We start from the raw sequence: 15,730 nt of genomic DNA, 5'->3' as shown, positions 1-15,730 counted from the left end.
AGGCGCAACAGGGAACTCAAAACAAGAGGCGTGGAGTGCCGCGGGCACGACAGGGATTTAAACAATGAGTGATCTAGAACAACTCGAACGGCAGATTCTCGAAGACATCGCGGCGGCGGCTGACGAGCCTGCCATTGAAGCCGTGCGTGTCGCCGCTCTTGGCAAGAAGGGCTCGGTTTCGGAAAAGCTGAAGACGCTGGGCAGCATGACGCCGGAAGAGCGTCAGGCACAGGGCCCGGCCATCAACGGCTTGAAGAACCGCGTTACTGATGCACTGACCGAACGCAAGACAGAGCTGCGCAAGCAAGCCATTGCAGCGCGCCTTGAGCGTGAGAAGGTCGATGTGACACTGCCGGTACGCGAAAGCGCTGTATCGCGCGGACGCATCCATCCGATTTCACAGGTCATCGATGAGATCACCGCAATCTTCGCTGATATGGGTTTCTCAATTGCCGAAGGTCCGGATATCGAAACCGACTATTATAACTTCACCGCCCTGAACTTTCCTGAAGGCCATCCGGCGCGTGAAATGCATGACACCTTCTTCTTCAATGCGGATGAGAAGGGTGAGCGCAAGCTGTTGCGCACCCACACCTCGCCGGTGCAGGTGCACACGATGGAGAAATTTGCCGCCATCCGTGACAAGGAAGGCCGTGACGAGCCGATCCGCATCGTCATTCCGGGCAAGACCTATCGCATGGATTCCGACGCCACCCATTCGCCGATGTTCCATCAGGTCGAAGGTCTGGTCGTGGACAAGTCGGCCAATGTCGCCAACATGAAATGGGTGCTGGAAGAGTTCTGCAAGGCCTTCTTCGAAGTGCCTTCGGTCAAGATGCGCATGCGTCCGAGCTTCTTCCCGTTCACCGAGCCATCGGTTGAAGTGGATATTCAGTGCGACCGTTCCGGTCCGCATGTGAAGTTCGGCGAAGGCAATGACTGGCTCGAAATTCTGGGCTGCGGCATGGTGCATCCGAATGTGCTGCGCGCTTCCGGCTACGATCCGGACGTCTATCAGGGCTTCGCCTGGGGCATGGGCATCGATCGCATCGCCATGCTGAAATACGGTATGCCTGACTTGCGCGCCTTCTTCGACGCCGATGTGCGCTGGATCGAACATTACGGTTTCCGTCCGCTCGACATTCCGACGCTTTTCGGCGGACTGAGCGCGTAAGGACAGGAAGGGACAAGACAAATGAAATTCACGCTTTCCTGGCTCAAGGATCACCTTGAAACCGATGCGACGCTCGATCAGATCGTCGAGAAGCTGACCGATATCGGTCTGGAAGTGGAATCGGTCGATGACCGCGCTGCTTTCAAGGCCTTCAAGATCGCCAAGGTCGTGAGCGCCGTTCAACATCCGGATGCCGACAAGCTGCGCGTTCTTTCGGTCGATACGGGCGAAGGCCAGCCGGTTCAGGTCGTCTGCGGCGCACCGAATGCCCGCGCCGGTCTCGTCGGTGTTCTGGGCCGTCCTGGCGACTATGTGCCGGGCCTCGATGTCACGCTTTCGGTCGGCAAGATTCGCGGTGTCGAAAGTTTCGGCATGATGTGTTCCGAACGCGAGCTGGAGCTTTCCGACGAACACAATGGCATCATCGACCTGCCGGAAGATGCTCCAGTCGGCACCAGCTTCGCGATCTATGCCGGACTGGACGATGCGGTGATCGAGATCGGCCTGACACCGAATCGCGCCGATTGCACTGGCATTCGCGGCATTGCGCGCGATTTGGCCGCTGTCGGTCTTGGCACGCTCAAGAACACGCTGCCGGAAGCAGTCAAGGGTGAAGGCGAAACGCCGGTCAAGGTCATACTGGATCAGGATGCCGAAAACCCGTTCTGCACCGGTTTCGCACTGCGCATGGTCAGGGGTGTCAAGAATGGCCCAAGCCCGAAATGGATGCAGCAGCGTTTGAAGGCCATCGGCCTGCGCCCGATCAATGCACTGGTCGACATCACCAATTATGTGACCTTCGATCAGGGCCGTCCGCTGCACGTCTTCGACGCGGCCAAGGTCAAGGGCAATCTGACGGTGCGACTGGCAAAGGATGGCGAAACCATTCTCGGCCTTGATCAGCGCGAATATAAGTTCAAGCCGGGCATGTATGTGATTGCCGATGAAAACGGTCCCGAATCAATTGCCGGTATCATGGGTGGCGAGCATTCCGGCTGCGACGAAAACACGGTCGATGTGCTGATCGAATCCGCTCTTTGGGACCCGCGCATGATTGCGCGCACGGGCCGCGAGCTAGGTATCGTTACCGATGCGCGCTACCGTTTTGAACGTGGCGTCGATCCGGAAATGATGGTTCCAGGTGCAGAAATCGCGACCAAGCTGGTGCTGGAACTTTGCGGCGGCGAGCCGACAGTTCTCGACGTGGTCGGATATAGCAAGCCTGAGCCGCGCGTGATCGATTTCCCGGTATCGGAAGTCAAGCGCCTGACGGGTATCGAAGTGTCCTATGAAGCGTCGCTCGATATTCTGAAGCGTCTCGGCTTCGGCGTCGAAGGTGATGGCAAGGTCATCAGGGCAATCGTTCCGTCATGGCGTGGTGATGTGGAAGGCAAGGCTGACCTTGTTGAAGAAGTCATGCGTATCCACGGCATCAACCAGATCGATCCGCAGCCGTTGCCAAACCATGGCGCCGTCAACGGGCGCATCCTGACCACCTTGCAGATTCGCACGCGCCATGCCCGCCGTATGCTCGCTTCACGGGGCATGCTGGAAGCGGTGACCTATTCTTTCATTTCCGAAGCGCAGGCCAAGGCATTTGGCGGCGGCCAGCCGGAGCTGAAGCTTGCCAACCCGATTGCAGCCGACATGTCGGATATGCGTCCGTCGCTTCTGCCGGGCCTCTTGGCTGCGGCACAGCGCAATGCGGATCGCGGTTTTGGCGATATCGCTCTGTTCGAGGTTTCGGGCATCTATGAAGGCGACACGCCGGAGAAGCAGCGCCGTGTGGCCGGTGGTATCCGTCGCGGAACGGCGGGCGTTGAAGGCGCTGGCCGCTTCTGGTCGGGCAATGCGGCGACCGTTGGCGTGTTCGACGCCAAGGCCGATGCGCTGGCGGCGCTGGAAGCTGCCGGTGCGCCGGTTGATCGCATCCAGATCGAAGCCGGTGGACCGGAATGGTTCCATCCGGGCCGTTCCGGCACGCTGAAGCTCGGCCCCAAGGTCGTGCTTGGCTATTTCGGCGAGTTCCATCCGGACACGCTGGAAGCCCTCGACGTGTCGGGCAATCTCTGCGGCTTCGAAATCTATATCGATGCGATCCCTGAGCCGAAGGCAAAGGCGACCCGCACCAAGCCGGCTTTGAACCTTTCACAGTTCCAGAGCCTCAAGCGCGATTTCGCGTTTGTGGTGGATGCAGATGTAGAAGCCGGAAATGTCGTGAAGGCGGTCTCAAGCGCGGACAAGAAACTAATCGTCGGCGTTCAGGTGTTCGATATCTTCACAGGCGCATCGCTTGGCGAAGGCAAGAAGTCGATCGCGGTTGAGGTGCTACTGCAGCCACAGGACCGCACATTGACGGATGAAGATTTGGAAGCGTTGTCGAAGCAGGTCGTGGCCAGTGTGGCCAAACAGACCGGCGGCGTCCTTCGCGGATAGGCATGAAACAAAAAGCCCGGCTTCAAGCCGGGCTTTTTACCTTGGCGGGCATGGCGCGCATGGCCATATCGATGATCTTCTGCACATTGGCGCGTGAATTGCCATCGCGGGCTTCAAAGGAAATGCTCTGCTGTATCATGTGATAGAACTCGGTCATTTGCGTAATATCGGAATCGGACGGGAGGTCGCCCGTCTCTATCGCTCGCTGCAAGCGCCTGGAAAGCCGGTCATGATTGGCGTGGCGGATAGCTTGGAGAAATTCCTTCACAGGCACATTTTCCGGTTTGCACTGTATCGAGCTGACACTGATCATACAGCCACCCGCCGGACAGACAAAAGCACTGTCCGCGCTCAGTTCCAGCCATTGGCGCATGCCTTCCTGAATGGTGGTCGCGTTTTCCAGTGCGTCGAACGGAGCGGCGCCGATGGTACGACGATAATAGTCGACGGCTTCACGAAACGCCTGCTCCTTATTGCCGAAGGCGGCATAGAAGCTTGGCGGCGTAATGCCGATGGCGGTCGTGAAGTCGTTGATCTGGGCACACTCGTAGCCTTTGGCCCAGAAAACCTTCATCACCTTGTCCAGCGCTGCATCGCGGTCGAAGCTGCGCGGGCGTCCGCGTGGAACCATTTTTCTCCCTTTCTGTAGTCATCCCTATATAATTCTCTTGACCCTTTCGGGCAAGGCGATATTAATTATGTAGCTTACACTATATAAATAGGATTCGTCCCATGAACGATACGTGCGAATCTGCCCTTGCGGCGGAAGAGGTTTCTGCGTCTTCGCAAAAGGCGCGAGCGATCCCGCTGGTTGTCTATTGCCTCAGCTTGGGCGTGTTCGCGCTCACGACTTCCGAACTCATGATTTCGGGCATGCTGCCGTCGCTTCAGGTGGCATTTGACCGTTCCATTGCTGATATAGGCAATCTCATTTCGCTCTATGCGCTTGGCATGATGATCGGAGGACCGCTGGTCACGATCCTGTTTCTGGCCTTGAAGATCGAGAACAAGCGGGGGCTTCTGATTCTGCTTGTATTTTATGCGGCGGCGCAAAGCGTGGCGGCATCCACAAGCAGCTTCCAGGTTCTGCTGATTGCGCGTGTTCTGACCGGCATGGCGGCGGCAACGAGCTTCGGGCTGATGCTTGCCATCACGGCACAGCTCGTCGGACCGGAACTGCGCGGACGGGCTTCATCGCTGGTCTTTGCCGGCCTCATGCTCTGTACAGTCTTCGGCGTGCCCATCGCGACTGCGATCACCAATGCGTTCGGCTGGCGGGCGAGCTTCTGGGCCATTGTAGTCCTGATTCTGGTTTGCGCGCTTGTCATCGCAATCAAGGTCGAGTCGTCGCCCGATACGCCGCAGGCCGATCTGCGCTCTGAACTGAAGGAGATGCGCAAGCCGAAACTCTGGGCTGCCTATGCCACCAGCGCGCTGGTCATAGGCTCGTCCTTCGCCGTCTATAGTTATCTGTCGCCGATTACGGTGCAGCTTGCCGGTTTCTCCGCGATGCAGGTGCCATTGTTGCTTGCCCTCTATGGCGGTGCCAATATCGTTGGCAACTATGTCACGGGTCGCTTTGCCGACCGTCACACGATCCCGACTATCGCCATCGGCCTCGTGTTGATGCTGTCGGCCATGCTGATTTTCGCGCTTTTCGCAGAGCTGAAACCGGCTGCAATCCTTGCCATCGTGATGATCGGCCTTACGGGCATTGCGCTTAATCCGGCCTTTATTGCGCGGGTGATGCGGATCGCACATCCGGGCGCGCTGGTGAACGCGATGCACGCATCGGTCATCAATATCGGTCTCGGGCTTGGGCCGTGGGTTGGCGGACAGGCAATGGAGGCCGGGTATGGCCTGCATGCACCGCTATGGGTCGGCTTTGCCATGACGCTGGCCGGGCTTCTGACGCTTGCACCGCCAGCCTTGCGCAGAATGTAATAAAAAGGGAGCCCGACGGGCTCCCTTTTTATTTGGAACAGTTAGGGCGCGTTTCGATCGGATTGAAACAGATCGGCGCTCTAACTGCTTTTTTACCGCGCATCTTGCCCGAAAATCGTTTCACACTTTTCGGGATGCGCTCTCATCAGAGACCGGTCAGCGCAAGTTGCTGTTCGTTATAACGCTTGCCTGCGATCAGGTCGGGTGCGGATACCTCATCCAGACGCTGGAGATCTTGTTCTGTCAACACGATGTCCACGGCTTTCACATTGTCTTCCAGATGATGGATCTTGCGGACGCCGGGGATCGGCACAATGAAATCGCCCCGGCTCAGCACCCATGCCAGCGCCAGTTGCGCGGGCGTGACATGCTTTTCCTGTGCGATCTCGACGATGCGATCCACCTGCCGGTTGTTGGCTTCCAGATTGCCCGGCTGGAAACGCGGCAGGGTCTTGCGGAAGTCATCTTCGGCGAGATCGGACTGTGAACGCAACGTGCCGGTCAGCATACCGCGCCCAAGCGGGCTATAGGGTACGAAACCGATACCGAGTTCACGGCAGACCGGCAGCACATTGTCTTCCGGATCGCGTGCCCATAGCGAATATTCGCTTTGCAGCGCGGCGATGGGATGGACCGCATGCGCACGGCGCAAGGTAGTGCTACCTGCTTCCGAAAGACCGATGGCGCGTATCTTTCCCTCATCGATCAGGTCTTTCAAAGTTCCGACCACATCTTCAATCGGCACGGATGGATCGACGCGGTGCTGGTAGAACAGATCGATCACATCGATGCCGAGCCGTTTCAGGGAGGCCTCGGCTACATCGCGAATATGTTCAGGGCGGCTATCGACACCCTTCATCTGGCCGTCTTCGATCTTGAAGCCGAACTTCGTTGCAATGGTCACCTGGTCACGGAATGGCTTGAGTGCCCTGCCGACAAGTTTCTCGTTCTCAAACGGACCATAGACCTCTGCCGTATCGAAAAATGTCACGCCAAGATCGACGGCGCGATGCAGCGTGCGGATCGCATCGTGTTCATCCTGTCCGCCATAAGCATAGGTCATTCCCATGCAGCCGAAACCAAGGGCAGAAACGCTCAATTGCTGGCCGAGTTTGCGCTGTTGCATCGTAGTTCCTTTCGAATGATTGATTGAAAGTACTGAAAATTGTGCGGGAAAATCGGGAGGAGATTCCGGCGGGATGCGCCTTGTCTGTGGCTGCGTTCCGACCGAGGACCATGTCGCAAACAATAAAACGGGGCGGTAAGTTCGATAATACCGATTTATTTTCACGGCTTGTTCTGTAATTTGTAACAATGAATCGAAGCCAACTGTCACAGCTTGCTGTTCTCGCCGCCGTTGCAGCGCATGGAAGTTTCCGTGGCGCTGCGCGGGAACTGGCAATTGCACCTTCAGCCGTCAGCCACGCAGTGGCAACACTGGAGGACAGTCTGGGTGTGCGTCTTCTTGCACGCACAACGCGTAGCGTCGCCCCGACGGAAGCCGGGCGGCAATTGCTGGAGAGGCTGGCACCGGCGCTTGAGGAGATCAATGCGGCCTTGGGTGCCGCCGTTGATTCGCGGGATCGACCGTCGGGGGTGCTGCGCATTACAGCGCCCTATGTGGCGGCGCAGCTTGTTATCGCTCCGCGTCTGGGCGAATTCGCCAGAGCTTATCCCGACATTACACTCGATCTGCGAGTGGAAAATGGCTTCACCGATATCGTAGCGGCCGGCTTCGACGCAGGCGTGCGTCTCGGTGAGAGCCTCGAAGCGGATATGATTGCAACGCGGTTGACCGGCAATGTGCGTGCGGCAATCGTTGCGGCACCTGTTTATTTTGAGAACCGTTCGGTCCCCGTCGAACCGCGCGATCTTTTGCAGCATGCATGTATTCGCCATCGCTTTCCGAGCGGACAAACCTATCGCTGGGAATTCGAAAAGGCAGGCGAGGTGCAGGAAATTGCAATTGAAGGGCCTTTGATCGTCAACGATGACAGAGTTATTCTGGAAGCAGCTCTGAACGGCACCGGACTTGCTTATCTGTTCGAGGCCTATGTTCACGACGCTTTGGCGGAAAGGCATCTTGTTCGGGTTCTGGACGACTGGTGCCAGCCTTTCGCGGGGCTTTATCTCTATTATCCGAGCCGCCGCCAGATGCGCCCGGCGTTGCGGGCATTCATCGACTTTTATCGCCATGGAAGCGGTCAATGAAATCAGTGTCGAACCATTTGCGTCATGCCGGTCTGCCGCTCGCACAGCAGCGGGATATCTTTTCACAGATGATTCTGGAAAGCCCGCTGTTGACGGATGCGCTGCATCGGTTGCATGAACTGGCCGGGGAAGCGTCTGATTTCTGGCTCGTCTCAGGCGCGCTCTATAACACCATCTGGAACCGACTGACCGGGAGGCCGGTCCTGCACGGGATCAAGGATCTCGATATTATCTATTTCGACGGCAGCGATCTTTCCTGGGAGGCAGAGGACGCTGTTATCACCCGCGGGGCTGGCGTCTTCCGCGACTTCCCGCTTCCGGTGCAGGTTCGCAATCAGGCGCGGGTGCATCTGTGGTTCGAAAAACGCTTCGGACAGCCCTATGCGCCGCTTCGCTCTGCGACCGAATCGATAGAACGTTATTCGACGATTGCCCATTGCGTGGGCGCGCGGCTGGCAAAAGACGGCGAAGCGACGGAGGATGGGCTGCTCATTCACGCTCCTTTCGGCTTCGATGATATTTTTTCATTTCGCATTCGTCCCAATCGTGCCATCGATAACCGCGAAACGCACGAGATCAATGCAGCCCGCGCGCTCAAATTCTGGCCGGAACTGCGAGTTCAGGACTGGGACACGCCGCAATGAGCCTGGATTTTTGCTTTGAATAAAAGAGGGAACAGCATGTTTCGTTGGGGTATCCTTTCAACAGCCAAGATCGGCGTCACGCAGGTGATTCCAGCGCTTTGCGCATCCGAAAATGGCGTTGTTCATGCCATTGCAAGCCGCGACCTGTCGCGTGCGCGCTCCGTCGCCGACCGCTTCGGCGCGCCGCTGGCATTCGGCTCCTATGAAGAGCTTCTAGCAAGCGATGTCATTGATGGCGTCTATATACCGCTGCCGACCTCGCAGCACATAGAATGGAGCCTTAAGGCGGCTGAAGCGGGCAAGCATGTCTTGTGCGAAAAGCCGATTGCACTCAAGGCCGACGATATCGACCAACTCATTGCCGCACGTGACAAGCATAAGGTCACTATCGCTGAAGCCTTCATGGTCTATTACCATCCGCAGTGGATCAAGCTGCAGGAACTTCTGGCCGAAGGCGCTATCGGCAGGCTCCGCCATGTGCAGGGTGCTTTTTCCTATTTCAATGTCGATCCCGGCAATATGCGCAACCAGCCGGAACTGGGCGGCGGCGCCCTGCCGGATATTGGCGTCTATCCGACCGTGGTAACCCGCATGGTGACCGGTCTGGAGCCAGTATCGGTTCAAGCATCGGTGGAATACGATCCGGCTTTCGGTACCGACCGTTATGCCAATGTTTCGGCCCGCTTCGACGGATTTGACCTGACCTTTTATGTCGCGACTCAGCTTGGCGCTCGGCAGACGATGGTTTTCCATGGCGACAAGGGCTTCATTGAAGTCTACGCGCCATTCAATACCGGCAAATATGGTCATGGCAGCATCTCACTTTTCGACGCCGGCCACACCAAGGCAACGGAATGGTCGTTCGGTGACGCCAATCATTATCAGCTTCAGGCGGAAAGCTTTGTGCGTGCCACTCACGGCAGCAGGGATACACGACTTTTCTCGCTTGAAAACTCGAAGGCGAACCAGAAATTCATCGATGCGATCTACCGTGCGGCAAAAGACGGCTCGGCTATGGTATGATGGTCCGCGCGCACTATCTTGTGCAGCTGCGGCCCCTATTTCGTACGTCGATAGGTCCCTGTCAGTGTTTCCGGGTGCTGAATCTGCCCCAGCTTGGCTGTTGTGACTTGCAGTAAAAAACCGCGTTTCTTATATACGCCTCGCACAGGGCATTGATGTGCGTCTGGAAACCGGTCCGGTTTTTGGACAAGCATCGTGAAAAGCGCATTGTGAAACCGATAGGAACCGCCCACGGAACGCTCGGTAGAGGTCTTGGCGGTTTGCTGAATGGAGAGAAATATGGCTAAAGTTATTGGTATCGATCTGGGAACGACCAACTCCTGCGTATCCGTCATGGACGGCAAAAGCGCGAAGGTCATCGAAAATGCCGAAGGTGCGCGTACAACCCCTTCGATCGTTGCGTTCTCCGATAGTGACGAACGTCTCATCGGTCAGCCTGCAAAGCGTCAGGCCGTCACCAATCCGGAAGGTACCATTTTTGCGGTTAAGCGCCTGATCGGCCGCCGCTTTGACGACCCGATGGTTACCAAGGACAAGGACCTGGTTCCGTACCAGATTGTCAAGGGCGACAATGGCGACGCCTGGGTTGAAGTCCACGGCAAGAAATATTCCCCGTCGCAGGTTTCTGCGATGATCCTTCAGAAGATGAAGGAAACCGCTGAGTCTTACCTCGGCGAAACAGTCACGCAGGCGGTTATCACCGTTCCGGCCTACTTCAACGACGCTCAGCGCCAGGCAACCAAGGATGCCGGCAAGATCGCCGGTCTCGAAGTGCTGCGTATCATCAACGAGCCGACTGCTGCTGCGCTCGCTTACGGTCTGGACAAGAACGATGGCAAGACCATTGCTGTTTATGACCTTGGCGGCGGCACTTTCGACGTCTCGGTTCTCGAAATCGGTGACGGCGTCTTTGAGGTGAAGTCGACCAACGGCGACACCTTCCTCGGCGGTGAAGACTTTGACATGCGTCTGGTCGAATACCTCGTCTCCGAGTTCAAGAAGGAAAGCGGCATCGACCTCAAGAACGACAAGCTCGCTCTGCAGCGCCTCAAGGAAGCTGCCGAAAAGGCCAAGATCGAACTGTCGTCCTCGCAACAGACCGAAGTCAACCTGCCGTTCATCACGGCTGACCAGACCGGTCCGAAGCACCTTGCCATCAAGCTATCGCGTGCCAAGTTCGAAAGCCTGGTCGACGATCTCGTCCAGCGCACCATCGAGCCCTGCAAGGCAGCGCTGAAGGATGCCGGCCTCAAGGCTGGCGAAATCGACGAAGTGATTCTGGTCGGCGGCATGACCCGCATGCCGAAGATTCAGGAAGTCGTGAAAGCCTTCTTCGGCAAGGAGCCGCACAAGGGCGTCAATCCGGATGAAGTCGTCGCCATGGGCGCGGCAATTCAGGCAGGCGTTCTGCAGGGCGACGTCAAGGACGTTCTGCTGCTCGACGTGACCCCGCTTTCGCTGGGTATCGAAACGCTGGGCGGCGTGTTCACGCGTCTGATCGAACGCAACACCACGATCCCGACCAAGAAGTCGCAGACCTTCTCCACCGCCGAAGACAATCAGTCGGCAGTGACGATCCGCGTCTTCCAGGGCGAGCGTGAAATGGCTGCCGACAACAAGATGCTCGGCCAGTTCGACCTCGTCGGCATTCCGCCCGCACCGCGTGGCGTGCCGCAGATCGAAGTGACTTTCGACATCGACGCCAACGGTATCGTCAACGTGACAGCCAAGGACAAGGGCACCGGCAAGGAACACCAGATCCGCATTCAGGCATCCGGTGGTCTGAGCGATGCCGACATCGAAAAAATGGTCAAGGACGCCGAGGCCAACGCCGAAGCCGACAAGAAGCGTCGCGATGCCGTTGAAGCCAAGAACCAGGGCGAAAGCCTCGTTCATTCGACCGAAAAGTCGCTCAGCGAATATGGCGACAAGGTTTCGGCTGATGACAAGAAGGCCATTGAGGATGCTCTTGCAAGCCTCAAGACCTCGCTTGAAGGCGATGATGCCGAGGATATCAAGGCCAAGACGCAGACGCTCGCCGAAGCTTCCATGAAGCTCGGTCAAGCCATGTACGAAGCCGCTCAGGCTGCTGAAACGGGTGCCGCCGGTGCTAGCGAAGAGGCTGCTGCTTCGAACGACGATGTTGTCGACGCCGATTACGAAGAAATCGACGACGACAAGAAGAAGTCGTAATTCTAGGCTCAATACGCTCAAGCCCGGGGCTCTGCCCCGGGCTTTTGCCAATTTTTGAGATGTTCATATTCGCAGGTTTTGTATAAGCCTGCATATTGGCCGGTGTCGGTGGCAAATGCCGAGAAAATCAGCCTCTGTTTGAAAAATCGCTCTGGCCTGCATACATCTTGAAAAGCATGAGACGGTTTCGGGCAAAGTGGGTATTGATGCTGAAACCCGGAGTGCCGCTCTGACGCATGGGTCGGAAGGCGCTTCGATAGATGAACAATTGGAAACGCTGGCCCCTGACAAGTGTTGAACGCTTTGGGGCGTGTCGCACGAATCTGGGGACCGGTTTCGGGATACGATGTCCGTGAAAGCAAAAGGCGCGTTCCTGTCGCCGGGATAACGAACTGATGAAGATCGACTACTACGAAGCTCTGGGTGTTGAAAGAACAGCAGACGACAAGACGCTGAAAACAGCCTTTCGCAAACTCGCCATGGAATATCATCCGGATCGCAATCCGGATAATCCGGAAGCTGAGCGCAAGTTCAAGGAAATCGGCGAGGCTTACGAAACGCTGAAGGACCCGCAGAAGCGCGCCGCCTACGACCGGTTCGGCCACGCAGCCTTTGAAAATGGCGGCATGGGTGGCGGTTTCGGTAACGGCTTTGGCGGTGCCGGTGGTTTCGCCGATATCTTCGAAGACATTTTTGGCGAGATGATGGGCGGCGGTCGGCGCCGCTCCAGTGGCGGACGCGAACGCGGCGCCGATCTTCGCTACAATATGGAAGTGACGCTGGAAGAAGCCTATGCGGGCAAGACCGCGCAAATCCGCGTTCCGACGTCCATCACCTGCGACGAATGCTCCGGCTCCGGCGCAAAGGCCGGTTCTCAGCCGACCACCTGTACCATGTGTTCGGGTTCGGGCCGTGTTCGCGCTGCCCAGGGCTTTTTCTCGGTGGAGCGCACCTGCCCGACCTGTAACGGTCGTGGCCAGATCATCAAGGACCCTTGCGGCAAGTGCCATGGTCAGGGCCGTGTCACGCAGGAGCGTTCGCTGTCGGTCAATATTCCGGCAGGCATCGAGGATGGCACCCGTATCCGTCTCGCCGGTGAAGGCGAAGCCGGTATGCGCGGCGGCCCGGCAGGCGACCTCTACATTTTCCTTTCGGTCAAGCCGCACGAGTTCTTCCAGCGCGACGGCTCCGACCTTTATTGCAAGGTACCGATCTCGATGACGACGGCAGCCCTTGGTGGCCAGTTCGAAGTCTCCACGCTCGATGGCACACAGACACGGGTCAAGGTTCCGGACGGCACGCAGAATGGCAAGCAGTTCCGCCTCAAGGGCAAGGGCATGCCGGTTCTGCGTCAGGCTGCGGTAGGCGATCTTTATATCCAGATCGACATTGAGACACCGCAGAACCTGTCCAAACGCCAGCGTGAACTGCTGGAAGAGTTCGAAAAACTTTCCTCGCAGGAGAATAGCCCGAAATCAGCGGGGTTCTTCTCAAGGATGAAAGAATTCTTCGAAGGTATCGGAGAATAATAAAGGGAGCCGAAAGGCTCCCTTTTTTGTTCTTTTCCTTATTCACGCCTTGCTTAGGGAATTCAAAGCGGCATAAACTTGTCCAATAACGACAATGGGAGCAGCGAGAATGGCAGGACAGCTCGGCAGGAAACTGGCCGCTAAGTTCGATGAGGAGATCCGTTTTTTCAAGGGATGGATAGACGGGCCGAAAGCGGTCGGGGCTATTTTGCCGACGAGTTCTATTACAGCGCGCCGTATGGCCAGCGTCATCGATACCGGCTCCGGCCTTCCCGTTCTTGAACTTGGACCAGGCACGGGCGTCATCACCAAGGCGATCCTGAAACAGGGCGTAAAACCTGCCGACCTCTATTCCATCGAATATTCGCAGGATTTCGTGGATCACCTGAACACGATCTTTCCAGAGGTCAATATTATTCAGGGCGATGCATTCGACCTCGACAGCGCGTTGGGTGAGAAGAAAGACCAGAAATTCGATTGTATCATCTCTGCCGTGCCGATGCTCAATTTCCCGATGGACGGGCGCATCCAGCTCGTGGAAAGCCTGCTTTCCCGCATTCCACGCGGACGGCCTTTGATGCAGATCACCTATGGTCCCTTGCCACCGGTTCCCGCTGGCCGCGGCAACTATACGGTTCAGCACTATGATTTCGTGGTGCGCAATGTGCCGCCAGCGCAGCTTTGGGTTTATCGCAGCCCTTTGGTCTAGTGGTCTGATTCCGACATTTGCGTCCCTCTGATACAGGCGCCGAGCAAATGTCGGAATCGCAAAGACCACTAGTAATTTTATGTATCTAGTGGATTTTTCGAATTTGACGTTTGAAACAGCATCTCATTCAGTCGGGATTCAAACGTCAAATTCAATCCACTAGTTTCGAGCGAGGCTTTTCATGACTGCACGTATTCTCGTCTTCGCGGGTTCGGTTCGTATCGGTGCTTTTTCCGGCCACATGGCGGATGCCGCGGAAAAGGAGTTGCGGGCGCAGGGGGCCGATGTCACGCGCATCACGCTTGCCGACTATCCTTTGCCGATCATGGACCAGAATCTGGAAAACGAGCATGGCGTTCCGGAAAACGCTATGAAGCTTGGTCGCCTGTTCGCCGAACAGGATGGCCTGATGATCTGCTCGCCGGAATATAATGCATCGATCCCGCCGCTTCTGAAAAACACCATCGATTGGGTCAGTCGCATATCAAAGGATGGGGACAAGCCGTTCAGACCCTATGCCGGTCTGACTGTCGGCCTCTGTTCCAGCTCCGACGGCATGTTCGCCGGTATGCGCGGACTTTATCATTTGCGTGCTGTGCTGATGAATGTCGGCGTGCAGATCGTGACCGAGCAATGCTCGGTCGGTCATGCATCGGTAGCGTTCAATGATGATGGAACGCTGAAAGAAGAACGCAGCGCCAGAATGCTCTCCGCCGTCTGCCGCAGCCTCATCGCGCGGGTGGAAGAAGCAAAAAGCTGATTCCGTCTCTTTCGCAACGGGTTCCGTTATGCGAAGAGAGTAAAAATCACCACGGAGACTCTCATGACGACGACAGATTTGCGCGATCAAGCGCCCGGGAAAGCATCTGGGCGCTTGATCGTGGGCCTCGACGTGCCGACCATTGCCGAAGCGGAAAAGGTGGTCGAAGAGCTGGGCGATGCCGTTTCCTTCTACAAGATCGGCTATCAGCTGGTTTTTGCAGGTGGACTCGACTTCGCAAAAAGCCTCGTGGCGGCGAAGAAGAAAGTCTTCCTCGACATGAAGTTGCTCGATATCGACAACACCATCGCAAAGGGTGTCGAGAATGTCGCGAAGATGGGTGTGTCCATGCTCACCCTGCATGCTTATCCGAAAGCGATGCGGGCAGCGGTGGAAGCTGCCAGAGGATCGGACCTCTGCCTTCTGGGCGTAACGGTTCTGACCTCAATGGACAATGCCGACCTGCAGGAAGCCGGTTATTCCGACGATGCGGAAACGCTGGTGCTGAAACGCGCCCGGCAGGCGCGCGAGGCCGGCATGGGCGGCATTGTGGCTTCCGCCGTCGAAGCGGCAGCCATCCGTCAGGCAGTGGGTCCGGATATGGCCATTGTCACACCAGGCATTCGCCCCGCCGGTTCGGAAAAGGGCGACCAGAAACGGGTCATGACCCCTGCGGATGCCTTGGAGGCCGGAGCCAGCCATCTGGTCGTCGCCCGCCCGATTGTCGGCGCAGTTGATCGTAAGGCAGCAGCCCTTGCCATTCTCGATGAAATGCGTTCCGTTCTATCAAATAGCTAGTGGAGGAAACAGCATGACCAAAGCCTACTGGATTGCCCGCGTGGATGTTCGTGATCCCGAGCGATACAAGGATTATGTTTCGACCGCAAAACCGGCGTTCGAGCGTTATGGTGCAAATTTCATTGCGCGTGGCGGTAAGACAGACGCAGTCGAGGGACAGGGTCGTGCCCGCAACGTAATCATTGAGTTCGAAACCATGCAGCACGCGCTCGATTGCTACAATTCACCCGAATATCAGGCCGCGAAGGCAATCCGCCAGACGGTTGCGGATGGTGAAATAGTCATCGTTGAAGGTATCTAAAATCAAAG

Annotated in this window: 14 protein-coding genes; 12 read left to right on the top strand and 2 right to left on the bottom strand. The window is 57.0% G+C overall.

What is annotated here, in order from left to right; translation table 11 throughout:
• Positions 1-64 precede the first annotated feature (64 nt).
• Together pheS and pheT are read left to right on the top strand one after the other, a co-directional pair.
• Positions 65-1,174: a phenylalanine--tRNA ligase subunit alpha gene (gene pheS / locus HWX93_RS03315; RefSeq protein WP_176036494.1), complete on the top strand. Its 1,110-nt coding sequence runs from the start codon at positions 65-67 to the stop codon at positions 1,172-1,174.
• 21 nt (positions 1,175-1,195) lie between these two features.
• Complete coding sequence (gene pheT, locus HWX93_RS03310) at positions 1,196-3,610, top strand: phenylalanine--tRNA ligase subunit beta (protein WP_176036493.1); 2,415 nt, start codon at positions 1,196-1,198, stop codon at positions 3,608-3,610.
• Between the two features lie 22 nt (positions 3,611-3,632).
• Here pheT and HWX93_RS03305 read toward each other — a convergent pair whose 3' ends face one another.
• Positions 3,633-4,241, bottom strand: coding sequence for a TetR/AcrR family transcriptional regulator (locus tag HWX93_RS03305; protein ID WP_176036492.1), 609 nt, complete (start codon positions 4,239-4,241; stop codon positions 3,633-3,635).
• 101 nt (positions 4,242-4,342) lie between these two features.
• Between HWX93_RS03305 and HWX93_RS03300 the strand changes: the two genes are divergently transcribed.
• Positions 4,343-5,554, top strand: coding sequence for an MFS transporter (locus HWX93_RS03300; protein ID WP_176036491.1), 1,212 nt, complete (start codon positions 4,343-4,345; stop codon positions 5,552-5,554).
• Positions 5,555-5,699: 145 nt separating this feature from the next.
• Here the strand turns inward: HWX93_RS03300 and HWX93_RS03295 are convergent, their stop codons facing one another.
• A complete protein-coding gene (locus HWX93_RS03295) occupies positions 5,700-6,680 on the bottom strand; it encodes an aldo/keto reductase (RefSeq protein ID WP_176036490.1) in 981 nt (326 codons plus the stop codon).
• 188 nt (positions 6,681-6,868) lie between these two features.
• On the opposite strand from HWX93_RS03295, the gene HWX93_RS03290 reads away from it, so the two are divergent.
• From HWX93_RS03290 to HWX93_RS03250, 9 genes are all read left to right on the top strand, one after another.
• Positions 6,869-7,765: a LysR family transcriptional regulator gene (locus HWX93_RS03290; protein ID WP_176036489.1), complete on the top strand. Its 897-nt coding sequence runs from the start codon at positions 6,869-6,871 to the stop codon at positions 7,763-7,765.
• Positions 7,762-8,409 carry a nucleotidyltransferase family protein gene (locus HWX93_RS03285; protein ID WP_176036488.1) on the top strand — a complete coding sequence of 216 codons (648 nt, stop codon included), beginning with the start codon at positions 7,762-7,764 and terminating at the stop codon, positions 8,407-8,409. The genes HWX93_RS03290 and HWX93_RS03285 overlap by 4 nt, the downstream gene beginning before the upstream one ends.
• Before the next feature lie 36 nt (positions 8,410-8,445).
• Positions 8,446-9,432, top strand: a complete 987-nt coding sequence (locus HWX93_RS03280; RefSeq protein ID WP_176036487.1) for a Gfo/Idh/MocA family protein — start codon at positions 8,446-8,448, stop codon at positions 9,430-9,432.
• A gap of 279 nt (positions 9,433-9,711) precedes the next feature.
• The gene (gene dnaK / locus HWX93_RS03275) at positions 9,712-11,625 is read left to right on the top strand and encodes a molecular chaperone DnaK (protein WP_109987050.1); all 1,914 of its coding nucleotides are present in this window, start codon (positions 9,712-9,714) and stop codon (positions 11,623-11,625) included.
• A 395-nt stretch (positions 11,626-12,020) separates the two neighbouring features.
• Entirely contained in the window at positions 12,021-13,154 is a 1,134-nt protein-coding gene (gene dnaJ, locus HWX93_RS03270; protein ID WP_176036486.1) for a molecular chaperone DnaJ, read from the top strand.
• 109 nt (positions 13,155-13,263) lie between these two features.
• Positions 13,264-13,863 (top strand): phospholipid N-methyltransferase PmtA, encoded by a 600-nt coding sequence (pmtA, locus tag HWX93_RS03265; RefSeq protein WP_176036485.1) that lies wholly within the window; start codon positions 13,264-13,266, stop codon positions 13,861-13,863.
• Between the two features lie 181 nt (positions 13,864-14,044).
• Positions 14,045-14,623: an NADPH-dependent FMN reductase gene (locus HWX93_RS03260; RefSeq protein ID WP_176036484.1), complete on the top strand. Its 579-nt coding sequence runs from the start codon at positions 14,045-14,047 to the stop codon at positions 14,621-14,623.
• Between the two features lie 63 nt (positions 14,624-14,686).
• Positions 14,687-15,421: an orotidine-5'-phosphate decarboxylase gene (gene pyrF, locus HWX93_RS03255; RefSeq protein WP_176036483.1), complete on the top strand. Its 735-nt coding sequence runs from the start codon at positions 14,687-14,689 to the stop codon at positions 15,419-15,421.
• A 13-nt stretch (positions 15,422-15,434) separates the two neighbouring features.
• Positions 15,435-15,722 carry a DUF1330 domain-containing protein gene (locus tag HWX93_RS03250; protein ID WP_109987055.1) on the top strand — a complete coding sequence of 96 codons (288 nt, stop codon included), beginning with the start codon at positions 15,435-15,437 and terminating at the stop codon, positions 15,720-15,722.
• Positions 15,723-15,730 lie beyond the last annotated feature (8 nt).

The sequence above is a fragment of the Brucella tritici genome (assembly GCF_902825325.1).
Lineage (GTDB): Bacteria > Pseudomonadota > Alphaproteobacteria > Rhizobiales > Rhizobiaceae > Brucella.
The sequence above is the reverse complement of the archived record's forward strand: the minus strand, read 5'-3'. Positions and strand labels throughout refer to the sequence as shown.